The organism is Streptomyces litchfieldiae (genome assembly GCF_031845365.1).
GTDB lineage: Bacteria > Actinomycetota > Actinomycetes > Streptomycetales > Streptomycetaceae > Streptomyces > Streptomyces litchfieldiae.
In genome coordinates this window covers 31,031-44,112 of sequence record NZ_JAVREL010000012.1, presented here as the reverse complement: position 1 = coordinate 44,112, position 13,082 = coordinate 31,031, and the positions used below count along the sequence as shown (strand labels likewise).

The 13,082-nt window shown below is 71.9% G+C and carries 11 protein-coding genes and 2 pseudogenes; 9 read left to right on the top strand and 4 right to left on the bottom strand.

All coding sequences use genetic code 11. From position 1 onward, the window contains the following. The first annotated feature begins 85 nt into the window (after positions 1-85). Entirely contained in the window at positions 86-658 is a 573-nt protein-coding gene (idi, locus tag RM590_RS20300; protein ID WP_311706067.1) for an isopentenyl-diphosphate Delta-isomerase, read from the top strand. 284 nt (positions 659-942) lie between these two features. Here idi and wrbA read toward each other — a convergent pair. Further along, positions 943-1,577 (bottom strand): annotated as a pseudogene (gene wrbA / locus RM590_RS20295) (NAD(P)H:quinone oxidoreductase type IV). A gap of 277 nt (positions 1,578-1,854) precedes the next feature. On the opposite strand from wrbA, the gene RM590_RS20290 reads away from it, so the two are divergent. Further along, entirely contained in the window at positions 1,855-3,441 is a 1,587-nt protein-coding gene (locus RM590_RS20290) for a class I adenylate-forming enzyme family protein (RefSeq protein ID WP_311706066.1), read from the top strand. Between the two features lie 65 nt (positions 3,442-3,506). Next, on the top strand, positions 3,507-4,577 hold the full coding sequence (locus RM590_RS20285; protein ID WP_449657246.1) for a methyltransferase: 1,071 nt from the start codon (positions 3,507-3,509) through the stop codon (positions 4,575-4,577). 97 nt (positions 4,578-4,674) lie between these two features. Here RM590_RS20285 and RM590_RS20280 read toward each other — a convergent pair whose 3' ends face one another. Next, positions 4,675-5,079 (bottom strand): DUF5997 family protein, encoded by a 405-nt coding sequence (locus tag RM590_RS20280; RefSeq protein WP_311706064.1) that lies wholly within the window; start codon positions 5,077-5,079, stop codon positions 4,675-4,677. 59 nt (positions 5,080-5,138) lie between these two features. On the opposite strand from RM590_RS20280, the gene RM590_RS20275 reads away from it, so the two are divergent. Then, positions 5,139-5,888 carry a LysR substrate-binding domain-containing protein gene (locus RM590_RS20275; protein WP_311706063.1) on the top strand — a complete coding sequence of 250 codons (750 nt, stop codon included), beginning with the start codon at positions 5,139-5,141 and terminating at the stop codon, positions 5,886-5,888. A gap of 14 nt (positions 5,889-5,902) precedes the next feature. On the opposite strand, the gene RM590_RS20270 is transcribed toward RM590_RS20275, so the two are convergent. Together RM590_RS20270 and RM590_RS20265 are read right to left on the bottom strand one after the other, a co-directional pair. Beyond that, positions 5,903-8,023: an outer membrane protein assembly factor BamB family protein gene (locus RM590_RS20270; RefSeq protein WP_311706062.1), complete on the bottom strand. Its 2,121-nt coding sequence runs from the start codon at positions 8,021-8,023 to the stop codon at positions 5,903-5,905. Between the two features lie 228 nt (positions 8,024-8,251). Continuing rightward, positions 8,252-8,924: pseudogene (locus RM590_RS20265) on the bottom strand (response regulator). 6 nt (positions 8,925-8,930) lie between these two features. Here RM590_RS20265 and RM590_RS20260 point away from each other — a divergent pair. The 5 genes from RM590_RS20260 to RM590_RS20240 all read left to right on the top strand — a co-directional run bounded on the left by RM590_RS20260 (position 8,931) and on the right by RM590_RS20240 (position 13,026). Further along, positions 8,931-9,329, top strand: a complete 399-nt coding sequence (locus tag RM590_RS20260) for a glycosyltransferase (protein WP_311706248.1) — start codon at positions 8,931-8,933, stop codon at positions 9,327-9,329. Further along, positions 9,326-9,766, top strand: a complete 441-nt coding sequence (locus tag RM590_RS20255; RefSeq protein ID WP_311706061.1) for a hypothetical protein — start codon at positions 9,326-9,328, stop codon at positions 9,764-9,766. Before RM590_RS20260 ends, RM590_RS20255 begins: the two co-directional genes overlap by 4 nt. Then, positions 9,763-10,722 (top strand): lysylphosphatidylglycerol synthase domain-containing protein, encoded by a 960-nt coding sequence (locus RM590_RS20250; protein ID WP_311706060.1) that lies wholly within the window; start codon positions 9,763-9,765, stop codon positions 10,720-10,722. Before RM590_RS20255 ends, RM590_RS20250 begins: the two co-directional genes overlap by 4 nt. 70 nt (positions 10,723-10,792) lie before the next feature. Beyond that, a complete protein-coding gene (locus RM590_RS20245; RefSeq protein WP_311706059.1) occupies positions 10,793-11,158 on the top strand; it encodes a PH domain-containing protein in 366 nt (121 codons plus the stop codon). Between the two features lie 116 nt (positions 11,159-11,274). Then, positions 11,275-13,026, top strand: coding sequence for a multicopper oxidase family protein (locus RM590_RS20240; RefSeq protein ID WP_311706058.1), 1,752 nt, complete (start codon positions 11,275-11,277; stop codon positions 13,024-13,026). Positions 13,027-13,082 lie beyond the last annotated feature (56 nt).

Sequence of the window (13,082 nt, the reverse complement as noted above, 5' to 3'; positions counted from 1 at the left end):
CTTTTCGGGCATGGGTATGCCGAAGGTATTCATCTCCGGCCGGCTCGCAGCAGCCGCCCGGTTCACGGGAGGCAGGTGACCCGCCATGGTTACTCGGGAAGCGCAGCTGGTGGAGCTGGTCGGCACGGACGGTGCCGCCACCGGTTCCTGCACGGTCGCCGAGGCGCACACCGCGCCGGGCCGGCTGCACCGGGCGTTCTCGGTGATGCTGCTGGACGACTTGGGCCGCGTCCTGGTGCAGCAACGGGCCGCCGAGAAGACGCGGTTCGCGCTGCGCTGGGCCAACGCCTGCTGCGGTCACCCGGTGCCCGGGGGGACCGTGTCCGACGCCGCCGCCCAGCGGCTGATCGAGGAGATCGGGGTGCGGGAGGTGACGCTGCGCGAGGCGGGCGTGTACCTGTACCGGGCCGAGGACCCGGCGACCGGCCGGGTCGAGCACGAGTACGACCACGTCGTGGTCGGCCGGATGCCGGTGGACCCGCCACTGCGCCTGGACCCGGCCGAGGTGGCCGACGTCCGCTGGCTGGCGCCGGACCAGTTGCGCGCGGACCTGGGTGACCACCCGGACCGGTACGCCCCCTGGCTGAGCGGTGTGCTCGCGGTGGCCACCGAGGCCGCCGGCCGCCTGCCGGAGGCATCCGCGCTCGCCGTTCACTAGGGCCTGTATCGAGTTCCCGCCCGGGCCCGCGACGCCAGTCACGGCACCTCGCCGCTCCCCCAGACTCCGTCTGGGAGGTGCCCCCAGCCGAATCGCGCGAATACGGCCGGGTATGAGCTGCGATCCGGTGCCTTGCTGGGGGTACCTCCCAGGCCCCCAAGGGCCTGGGGGGGCACCGCGTCTGACGCCGCGGGCTGATCCGACCGGGAACTCGATACAGGCCCTAGGCGACGGAGAACGTTCCCGGCCGGCGGGCCCCGGGCTGGTGCCCGGGGCCCGCCGGGTCAGGCGGCGCGGCCGGCCTTCAGCGCCGCCGCGGTGTCGACGGCACGCCGGGCCTGGTAGTGGGCCGCCTTCAGGACCACCTCACCGGGCGGGCCGTCGCCGGCCACGTGGGAGGTGCCGTACGGGTTGCCCGTCCGGAACTCGACGGGGTCGGTGTAGCCGGGCGGCACGATGATGCCGCCCCAGTGGTAGAAGGTGTTCGCCAGCGCTGGGGGTACCTCCCGGGCGGAGTCTGGGGGAGGGTGGACTCCTGGCCGTCATGGGCGGTGTTGGACGCCGTGAAGGCGGAGTACACCTTGCCGGCGAGCCTGCCCTCGAACCACAGGCCGCCCACGCTCTCGATGAACGCCCGGAGCTGGCTGGCCGGGTTGCCGAAACGGGTGGGCGTGCCGAACAGCACCACGTCGGCCCAGGCCAGGTCGTCGGGGGCGGCCTCGGCGACATCGGCGGTGTCCCGTATGTGCCGTTCCCACTCCGGCCGGGCGCCGATCGCCTCCGGCGCGGCCGTTTCGGCGACCTTGCGCAGCCGCACGCGCGCGCCCGCCTTCTCCGCGCCCTCGGTGGCGGCCCGCGCCAGGGCGTGCACGGTGCCGGTGGCGCTGTAGTAGATGATCGTGGCGTTCACGGGATCCATGAGTGGGTCCTCTTCTTTTGTTCGGACGGGGTCGGTGGCATGGCGCCACCGGCCCCTTCGACGTCCGAGGTGGCGATCGGCGGTCCCGCGTGCGGATGGCCGGGCGGGCCGGCGGGAAGCCGATCCGGTCAGCAGTACGACGACGTGGCCCCGCGTTGTGTGAGGTCACGCCGGTCACACGGTCACGCGTGGATGACGCCCGCCGATCGCGTCCTCGCGCGCCACCGAGCCGCGACAGCCCGAATATCCATCGATCACCACAAAGGAGACAGTCTCGATGAAGGGCTCCGCAGTCTACAAATCGATACGGGAGAACGGCCTTTACTTCGGCACGGTGCCGGAGAAGGCCGCAGCCATAAACGGTTCGACGCTGATCACTCTTGATCACGATCTGGACGTCCTCCCCGAGGCGGGACGGCGCCTGACGGTGGCCGAGCTCGCCGACCACGTGGACGACCTGTCGGCGCGGCTGTGGGCGGCCGGGGTGCGCTCCGGCGAGCACATCGTGATCCACAAGTCCGCCAACTCCGATGTCTGGGTGCTCGCCACCGCGGCGGCGCGCATCGGAGCGGTTCCCGTCATGCTGTCGCCCGCCCTGGACGCCGCGACCATCGGCGCCCTGCTCAACCGGCTGGATCAGCCGTCTCTGCTCACCGACGTGCGCAAGCTCGACACCTTGGCCGACGTCCCGCTGACGGACCTGACCAAGCGGGTGCTGATCGTGTCCGGAAGCAGGCCGGGCGCGGAATCGCTCACCGAACTCGCCGGATCCCCGCGGGTCGAGGCGGTGTTCCGGCCGCAGGACGAGCCCGCGAAGATCACCCACACGTCCGGCACCACGGGACTGCCCAAGCTCGTCGTGCACACCTTTCGGAGCATGGGCCAGCGGCTCATGCCGCAATGGCGGCTCCTGTCGTTGATGCGGAAGCGGGAGACCGTCGCGATCCACATTTCCTTCGTTCATTCGCGGATGTTCGCGGCGATGGCTCTGGCACTCCTCAAGGAAATGCCGGTGCTGCTCATGAACGAGTCCGATCCGGACGAGGTCGCCGAGCTGTTCCTCAAGAACCGGCCGGGATTCATCGAGGCCCTTCCCAACTCGCTGATGGAGTGGGAGGGGCTGGCCGACGATCCGCGAAAGCCGTTCGCGTCGGTGAAGTACTTCAGCAGCACGTTCGACGCGATCCATCCCGGAACGATGAGCCGGCTGCTCAAGTCGTCCGAGCGGCGCGGGGCGTTGTTCTTCCAGATCTATGGGCAGAGCGAGGTGGGCCCGGCCGTCGGCCGCCCCTACTTCCGCAACTCCGCGCACCGGGCGAACGGGCGCTGCGTCGGCTTCTCGATGCCGGGCTGCGCGAAGGTCCGCGTGGTGAGCCGGGACGGCAAGCCGCCGTCCAAGAAGAACCCGGGCTTCATCGAGGTCGCGTGGAACGGGCTGGCGAAGACCTATTTCGCCGAGCAGGACCGGTACGACGAGAACCGGCACGGGAACTGGTGGCGGACCGGCGACGTCGGTTACCGCACCCGGCTGGGGTGTCTGCACATGCTCGACCGGGAAGTGGACATGATCCCCGGGGTGCGCAGCTCCCTGGAGGTCGAGGACGTGGTGCTGAGCCGGCTGCGGGAGCTGAGCGAGCTCGTCGTGGTGCGGGGTCCGAAGTCCGAGCCGGTCCCGGTGATCTGCACGCACGACGACAAGCCGCTGGACCGGGAGCGCTGGCGCACGGCCGTCGCCGAATTCCCCCAGCTCGCCGACCCGGTCCAGATCCCGCAGGCCGAGCTGCCCCGGACCGCCACGCTGAAGGTCCAGCGGATCGAGCTGTCCCGCCGGCTCCAGGAACAGACGACCGGCGCCGGCGACTGATTCACCGGCCCCGCACGCCTCACCACACGGTGGTGGGGTCAACCAACTCGAAAGGGATCAGTGCAATGACACCAGAAGCCACACTCGCGCGCTTTCGCGAATACATGGTGGGACCCGCGCGGTTCATGACCCTGCTGTCCTGTTTCGAGCTCGGCATCATCGACACGCTGCGGGAAACCCCCGGCATGACTGCGGCCAAGCTCGGCGACGCCGTCGGCGTCAAACCCGATGCCGTGGAACAACTCCTGCATCTGCTGGTCAAGGAGGGCTTCGTCGCGCACGACGAGGAGTCCGGCGCCTACACCCTCGACGCGCTCGCGGACGTCGACCAGGCCGACCTGCGGCGCGCGCTCACCTATATGAACATGATCAAGGTCGTCGCGCTCCGGCAGTTGTTCTATCTCACCGAGAGCGCGCGGACCGGCACGCTCGTCGGCCTGAAAGAGCTCTATGGATCCGAGGGAACGCTGTACGGCGCGGTGGCCGAGCACCAGGACCTGCGCGAGTCCTGGGCGACGCTGATGAACACCGTGACCGCCCGCATGGATCCCTGGTTCTTCGACAACATCGACGTACCGTCCGGGTCGCAGGTGCTCGACCTCGCCGGGAACACCGGTCTCGGCGCGATTCACACGTACAAGATGAAGGAGTCGCCCGGGCTTCGGGTGACGACGTTCGACCTGCCCGAGAAGGAGAAGGAGTGCCTGGCGAACTTCCGGGCGGAGGGTGTGGACGAACACTGCTCGTTCATCGGCGGTGACGTCTTCGAGGGGATCCCGCAGGGCTTCGATGTCGTGCTGATCAAGCACTTCCTGGACATGTTCGACAAGGACGACGTGTTCAAGATCCTCGAAGGCGTGAACGGCTCGCTGGAAGTGGGCGGCCAGGTCCACATCATGGTGCCGGTGTACCCGGAGAACATCACCGACTCCGACAACTACAACGTCGACTTCTTCCCGGCCTTCTTCATCGGCTGCACCATGGGCCAGGGCGGGCCGCAGAAGCTGTCGACCTACCGGAGCTGGCTGGAGGAATGCGGATTCAAGGTGACGAAGGCGATCACCAAGGCCCCAGCCGACATCCCGCCGGACGTCATTCCCGTCCAGGCGATCCTGTGCGCGACGAAGGTCGCGTGATCAGCCGGGCCCGGACGTGAGGACGGGGCCTCCTGGCGGCGGCTCGGCGCGGCCCTGCCGACCGAGCGCCGGGAGGCCCCGGAAAACCGTTCGCGGGTCAGGAGCGCCGGCGGGTGGGCTTGTCGGCCTGTTCCGCCTGCTTCTCCTTGATGCGCGCCGCTTCCTTCCGTACCTCCGCCTGCGTGGCGCGCTCCTGCTGGAGCCACTCGGGGAGGTCGTTCTTCAGCGCCTCGATCTGCTCCGTGGTGAGTGCCTCGGTGACTCCCCCGCGCGCGAGGCCCGCGATCGAGACGCCCAGCTTCGCGGCGACCACCGGCCGCGGGTGGGGGCCGTTGCGGCGGAGCTCCCGCAGCCACTCCGGCGGGTTCGCCTGCAGCTCGTTCAGCTCGGCGCGGGAGATGACGCCCTCCTGGAACTCCGCGGGAGTGGCCTGGAGGTACACACCCAGCTTCTTCGCCGCGGTGGCGGGCTTCATCGTCTGGGTGCTCTGGTGCGAGGTCATGGCCCCAAGGGTAACGAGCGCGTGCGGGCCTTCCGACCGGGACCGGATAGCCTGGCCGCGTGACAGGCTCGGAAGTGCCACCTTCGTTCCGGCTCGCGTACGTTCCGGGCGTGACGCCGGCCAAGTGGGTTCGAATCTGGAACGAACGGCTGCCCGACATCCCGCTCACCCTGGTCCAGGTGCCCGCCGCCGAGGCATCCGATCTGCTGCGGCGGGGCGGTGCGACGGCGGGATTTCTCCGGTTGCCGACGGACCGGACGGATCTCAGCGTGATTCCCCTCTACACCGAGACAACGGTGGTCGTGGTCCCGAAGGACCACGTGGTGGCCGCGGTCGCCGAGGTGTCGGCCGGGGATCTCGCCGACGAGCTCGTGCTGCACCCCCTCGACGACACCCTCCCGTGGGAACGCCCGCCGGGACGGCCCGCGAACGAGCGCCCCGCCACGACGGCCGACGCCGTCGAGCTGGTGGCGGCGGGCGTGGGACTGCTCGTCGTTCCGCAGTCGCTGGCGCGCCTGCACCACCGCAAGGACCTCACCTATCGGCCGGTCTCGGACGTCCCCGAGTCGCGCGTCGCGCTGTCGTGGCCGGAGGCCGCGACGACCGAGCTGGTGGAGGACTTCATCGGGATCGTCCGCGGGCGGACGGTCAACAGCTCGCGCGGCCGGCCGACCCCGCCGCAGCCGAAGCAGCAGAAGCAGAAGCCGAAGCGGCCCGCGCGGCAGACGCCCGCGGCCGACCGAGGTTCGCGGCGCGGCTCCGGCGGCGCCAAGGGCGGCAGGCGCGGCAAGCCCCGCCGCCGCTCGTAACGCCACCGGCACGCTCAGGCCCGCACGGCGTAGAGGTGGCCGTCGCGGCTCGCCACATACACCACCCCGTCGGCCACCACCGGCGACGCCCACACCTCGTCGCCGGTCCGGTACCGCCACCGCTCCTCGCCCGAGCCGGTGTCCACCGCGAACAGGTGGCCGTCCTGGCTGCCGACGTACGCGACCCCGTCGGCCACCGCGGGCGCCGACCAGCTCCCGCCGCCGGTCCGGAACCGCCATCTCTCGTTGCCCGACGTCGCGTCCACCGCGTACAGGTGGCCGTCGCGGCTGCCGACGTACACCACTCCGCCGGTCACCGTCGGCCATGACCACACCGAATCGCCGGCCGTGAAACGCCACCTCTCCCGGCCCGACGCCACGTCCACGGCGTACAGGTGGGGGTCCTCGCCGCCGAAGAACACCACGCCGCCGGACACCGCGGGCGACACCCCCACCGGCCCGCCGGTGGGGAACCGCCACCGCTCCTCGCCCGAGCCGGTGTCCACCGCGTACAGGTGGCCGTCCTGGCTGCCGACGTACGCGACCTCGTCGGCCACGGCCGGCGGCGACCAGATCTCGCCGCCGGTCGCGAACCGCCACGCCTGCGAGCCGCCGCCCGCGTCCACGGCGTACAGGCGGCCGTCGACGCTGCCGGCGAACACCAGGCCGCCCGCCACCGTCGGCAAGGTGAACGCCTGGCCGCCCTCCGTGAACAGCCACTTCTCGGTGCCCGCGGCCCCGGTGGCATCGACCGCGGTCAGATAGCCCCGGTCACCGCTGACATACACCACATCGCCGGACACGACAGGCGTCGACAGCGTGTCGCCGCCCACCGGGCACCGCCATCTCTCCTCGGCCGAGGCCGCGTCCAGCGCGTACAGATAGCCGTGGTCGCTGCCGACGTACATCGCGCCCCCGGCCACCGCCGGAGACGCGTCGATCCCCCATTCCTCGGTGGCGACCCGCCACACCAACTCGCCCGGGGAAACGGGCGGCGGGCCACCGGTGGAGCCGGCGGGCGAATCGTCCTCGGAGGCGATGAGGCGCCAGGCGCCCAGGCCGGCGCCCGCCACGCCCGTTGCCACGGCCAGGCCGAGCAGGGCCCGGCGGCGCGGCCCCGGGGACGAGGGAACGGTCGGGGCGGAGGGGCGTTCCGGCGGGGTATCGACGGACGACTCGCGCGACTCGCGCCGGGTCGGCGCGACGGGGGTCCCCGGCGGCGGCGAGGGCTCGGTGGGCAGCGATGTCCCGACGGGCGGCGCGGTGGGGCCCGCCAGGGCCCGGGCCACCGGCGCGGGCAGCCATTCGACCGGCATCGCCCGCCCGGGCGCGCCGGTCAGCTCGTCGAGGAGCTCCTGGAGGCAGGGCCGCTCCCCCGGCTTCTTGTCCAGGCACGCCTCCACCACCGGCCGCAGCTCGTCCGGCATCCCCGCGAGATCCGCCGGCTCGTACACCGCGCGGAAGTTGATGGCGTGGATGGAGCCGGAGCCGAACGGGGGGTTTCCCGTCGCCGTGTACGCCAGCACCGCGCCCAGCGCGAACACGTCGCTGGCCGGGCCGACTTGCTCGGCCCTCAACTGCTCGGGGGACATGAATCCGGCCGACCCCAGCACCGTTCCGGTCCGGGTCAGCCCGCTGCTCTCCACCGCGCGCGAGATCCCGAAGTCGATCACCCGGGGACCGTCCTGCCCCAGCAGGACGTTGGCCGGCTTGAGGTCGCGGTGGATCACCCTCACCTCGTGGATCGACTGCAACGCCTCGGCCAGCCGCGCCCCCAGCGCCCTGACGTTCTCCAGCGGCCATGGCCCGTGCTCCGCCACCGCCGTTTCGAGCGACATCCCCGGCACGAACGCGGTGACCAGCCACGGCGGCGAGCCCTCCGGGTCGGCGTCCAGCACCGCCGCCGTGTACGCGCCGTTCACCCGCCGGGCCGCCGCCACCTCCCGGGCGAACCGCCGGCGGAACTCCGGCTCCTCGGCCAGTTCCGGCCGCACCACCTTCACCGCGACGAGCCGGCCGGACCGCGACTGCCCCACATACACCCGGCCCATCCCGCCGGCGCCCAGCCGCCCCACGATGCGGTAGCGCCCCACCTGCGAGGGATCGCCCGGCTCCAGCGCCCCGAACCCCGCCATCCTGCCCCCACTCCCTCCTGCGAAGCCCGCGTGCCGACGTCCGGAACTCGCCAGCCAGTATGCGGACTTGAGAACGCACAGGGTAGAGGAGACACGCGTCGCCGCCATGTTGCGCCGTTGGCCGTGACGTCGTTTCAGCGGAAACTTTGATCCCCGTTCATTTCCCGGAAGCGGCGGCGTTCCGGCCCGCCCGGCGGGCCGGAACGGACGGGAACGAGCCGCGACGCGTCAGCTCGCCGCGGCGGGCTGCGAGTCCGGCTGGGCGGCGGCCGCCAGCGTGCGCTGGGTGACCAGGCCCGTCTCGTAGGCGAAGACCACCGCCTGGGCGCGGCTGCGGAGGGCCAGTTTGGTCATCGCGCGGTTGAGGTGGGACTTGACCGTGGTCTCGCTGATCACGAGCTGCTCGGCCATCTCCGCGTTGGACAGGCCGCGGGCGGTGAGGCGGAGGATCTCGCGTTCCCGGCCGGTGAGGAGTTCGAGCTGGGCGGGCGGGGCGACCGAGAGATCGGTGTGGGTGACGTAGGTGTCGATCAGGCGCCGGGTGATGCTGGGCGCGAAGTAGGTGCCGCCCTCGGCGACGATCGCGATGGCCGTCGTCAGGCGTTCCGGGTCGCCGTTCTTGAGGAGGAAGCCCGCGACGCCCGCGCGGAGCGCGGCGTGCACGTATCTGTCGAGGTCGAACGCCGTGAGGATCAGCACGCGCGGCCGGGGGTCGGTCTTCAGGGCCAGGATGCGTTCCGTCGCGGTGATGCCGTCCATGCCCGGCATGCGGATGTCCATGAGGATCACGTCCGGCCGTAACTGGCCCGCCCGCGTCACCGCTTCCTCCCCGTAGGCGGCCTCGCCGACCACGTGCATGCCGGGCGCGGCGTCGATCAGCGCGCCGGATTCCGATGCGGATGAGGTACTGATCGTCGACGACCCGCGCGTCCGCTTCACCGGGCTGCTGCGCGGCCGGGCCATCGACGACTTCTACGCCTCCATCGACGTGTTCGCGCTGCCCTCGGTCTCGGAGTCGTTCGGCATCGTCCAGGTCGAGGCGATGATGACGGGCGTGCCGTCGGTGACCACCGAGCTGGCGGGATCCCGGTACCCGGTGCAGGCCACCGGCTTCGGGAAGCTGGTGCCGCCCCGGGACGTCGGGGCGCTGCGCCGCGCGATCCTGGAGGTCGCCGCGCTGTCGCCCGAGGAGCGCGCCGCCGGGCGGCGGAAGGCGACCGAGCTGTTCGGCGGGTCGGCGTTCCTCGACCGGCACGAGGAGGCGTTCACCGAACTGACCCGGCAGCAGGGGGAGTTCGTCGGATGACCCGGCAGACGGCGGACACCGGCCACCGCGCGGCCGGCCGCGACTCGGGGACCGCCCTGCGCGGCGTGACGGTGGTCTGCCACCAGTACCCGCCGTGGTCCCTGGGCGGCCCGGCCGAGTACACCGAGCGCTTCGTGCACCGCGCGCTCGGCGACCACCCGGGGCTGGCCCCGACCCCGCACACCCTGAACGGCCGCGGCGACCTGCCGCACCGGGAGCGGCACGGGGACCTCACGATCCGGCGGCACCGCCTGCCGCGCGGGCTCAAGCGGCGCGTCGTCGCCCCGCGCGACCACACCTCGGCGGCCGGGCGGGCGGCCGTCGGGCTGGCGCTGCTGCTGTTCGACGCCGCCACGTTCGCCACGCTGTGCCGGGCGCGGCGGCGCGCCGGCCTCGCCCTCTGCCGGCGGGCCCTGGCCGGCGGGTGGCGGCGGTGAACGCCCGGACGCCGCGTGTTCGGTGGCGCGCCGTCACCGGCTGGGCGCTGGTGGGCGTGATCCTGGCCGGGCTGTATCTGACGCTGCGCGGGCAGGACTGGTCCGAGGCCCGGCCCATGGTGTCGGCCCGGGCCCTGCCCTACCTCCTCGCGTCCTGCGCGGTGAACGTCGTCGCGCTGCTGCTCGCGATGCTGTCCTGGCGCAGCGTGCTGGCCGACCTGGGGCATCCGCTGGGCCGCCGGACCGCGTCCCGCATCTACTTCGTCGGGATGAGCGCCAAATACGCGCCCGGCGCCTTCTGGGTGGCGCTCACCCACGCGCGGCTGGCCAAACCGGCGGGTGTCAGCGGCCTGGTGACGTTCGCCGTCTGGCTGCTCAACATCCCGCTGTTCCTGCTGACCGGCCTGGTCGTCGGGGCGCTGGCCGGGCCGATGGTGCTGGGCGCGTGGAGCTGGCTGCTGCTGGGGCCGGTGGCGCTGCTGCTGGCCGTGCTGGCCCGGCCGGCCGTGCTCGGCCGGGCGGCGGCGGCCGGCGCCCGGCTGCTGCGGCGGGAGATCGACGTGTCGCGCTCGGGGGCGCACCCCCGCGCCGCGCTGGGCTGGATGATCGCCTGCCGGCTGGTCTCCGGGCTGTACCTGTGGCTGCTGACCCTCGCCATGGGCGCGCCGCCCGGCCGGGCGCTGCTGCTCAGCGTGGGCGCGTTCGCCCTGGCGACCACGGTGAGTTCCCTGGTCATCGTCCTGCCCGACGGCGCGCTGATCCGCGAACTCCTGCTGATCGGCGCACTCGCCCAGGTCCTCCCCCTGACGACGGCGGGCGCCGTGACGGTCGCCAGCCGGGCGGTCTGCCTGGTCACGGACCTGGGCCTGATCGCGGTGCACGCCCTGACCCTGGCGGCCGACCGGCCCCCGGCCGTCCGGGCCACTCCCGCCGCGTCGGCGGGCGAACAGGCATAGGTCCCGCGAGGCGGCACACCGTTATACAGTGCGGATATCGTCCAAGTACACGCAAACGGGGGGGCATGTCATGGCACTCTTCGGCAACGCGCACGCCATCGACCCGGCGGCGGCGCAGCAGGACTACGCGCGGCTGCTGGGCCAGGGGGAACAGGTCCAGGCCGCCTACCTGTTGATAAGGGACTCCATCCTCTTCACCGACCGTCGGCTCATCCTCGTCGACAAGCAGGGGATCACCGGCAAGAAGGTCGAGTATCACTCCATCCCCTACAAGAGCATCACGCACTTCGCGGTGGAGACCGCCGGGAACTTCGATCTCGACGCGGAGCTCAAGATCTGGGTCTCGGGCACCCCGACCCCGATCCAGAAGACCTTCACCAAGGGCGTCGACATCTATGAGGTGCAGGCGATCCTGACGCAGTTCGTGGCGCGGTAACCCAACGCGCCGGGCCACGCGCCAATCCGCCCAAACGGTCGAAAGTACACCCGCCGTCTGTCCGAAGCTGGCCAGTGGTGCGAGATTATTGCCGGTTTGAGTGAGATTGATGGCCCATGCTGAGAAGAACCTTTCTTCGCGCGGGGTCACTGACGAGCGGCGCGCTCCTCCTCCAGAGCGCGGCGCCGTCGCCGGCCTGCGCACGGCCGCGCGTCCCCCTGCCGCCCGTCGTCGATCCGCTGTACGGCCAGCCCATCGCCGACGCCCGCGCCATCCCCCGCTTCGTCAACGCCCTGCCGCGCCTGCCGCGCATCGAGGTGGCGGACGGCGACTCCCCGAGCCTCGTCCTGGCCGAGACCACGCAGGACGTCCTCGGCGGCGGCCTCGGACTCCCCACGCCGGTGTGGGGGTTCGAGCACCGGATCGGCGACGGCGACCCGGTCGCCTCGTACCCCGGGCCCACGATCGTGGCCCGCGCGCACCGGCCCCTCCGTGTGGACTGGGTCAACGCCCTGCCCAATCAGCATCTGCTCCCGGTGGACGAGACGGTCCACTGGGCCTTCACCGGACACGGGTACACGCTGGCGCGGCACGGCGTTCCGAGCGTGGTGCATCTGCACGGGGGGCACACACCGTCGGCAGACGACGGCCACCCCGACGCCTGGTACACGGCCAAGGACGCCAGGGGCCCGTCGTACTCCGGGACCCGTTTCACCTACGAGAACACCCAGGAGAGCGCCACCCTCTGGTACCACGACCACACGCACGGACTCGCCCGGCTCAACATCTACGCCGGCCTGGCCGGGTTCTACCTCCTGCGCGACGACCGGGAACTGGAGCTCATCGCGCGGGGCGAGCTGCCCGGCGGGCCGTACGAGGTGGAACTAATGTTCCAGGACCGGACGTTCCGCCCCGACGGGAGGCTGGCCTACCCCGTCCACGCCGCCCACGACGCGGGCCCGAAGTCGACGCACCGGGACTTCTACGGGCAGGTCATCGTCGTCAACGGCAAGGCGTGGCCGTATCTGGACGTGGAGCCCCGCCGCTACCGGTTCCGGCTGCTCAACAGCTCGAACTCGCGCTTCTACCAGCTCTCCGTCAACGGGGAGTGGCCGTTCCCGGTCTCCCTCATCGGCAGCGACGGCGGCTTCCTGGAGCGGCCGGTCACGCCGCTCCGGCCGGTGCTGATCTCCCCCGGCGAACGGCTCGACCTGGTGGCCGACTTCAGCGAGGCCGCGGGAGCCACGTTCGACCTCATGAACGAGGCGCCCACGCCGTTCCCGCACGGCGCCCCCGTCGAGCCGCCCGCCGACCGGGTGCTCCAGATCCGGGTCGGCCTGCCGTTCGACGGCGCGGCCGCCAACGCCCCGCTGCCCGCCGTGCTGCGGCCCGAGCCGTACACCATCCGCAGTGAACCGGCCCGCACCCGCCAGTTGCTGCTGGTGGACCGGACGGACGGGCACGGCCGGCCGCAACCGATGCTGGGCACGGTGGAGCAGGGCGTGCTCGCCTGGTCGGACCCGGTCACCGAGACGCCCCGGCTGAACGACACGGAGGTCTGGGAGTTCTACAACACGACCCAGGACGCCCACGTGGTCCATCTGCACCTGGTGCAGTTCCAGGTGGTCGAGGAGGCGCCGTTCACGGCCGACCAGGACCCGGAGACCGGCGCCCTGTCGAACATCCAGCTCGGCGAGCCCGAACGGGTGGACCCGGCCGAGCTCGGCCCCAAGGACACCGTGCGGGTCCCGCCCGGCCATGTGACCCGCATCCGGGCCGTCTTCGACAAGAAGGGCACCTATGTGTGGCACTGCCACATGCTGGAGCACGAGGACCACGGCATGATGCGCTCGTTCGTCGTCGGCTGAGGCCGGCCGGGTCCGAGGAGCCGGCCGAGGGGGTCCGTCCGTCCGCGGGCGGGCCC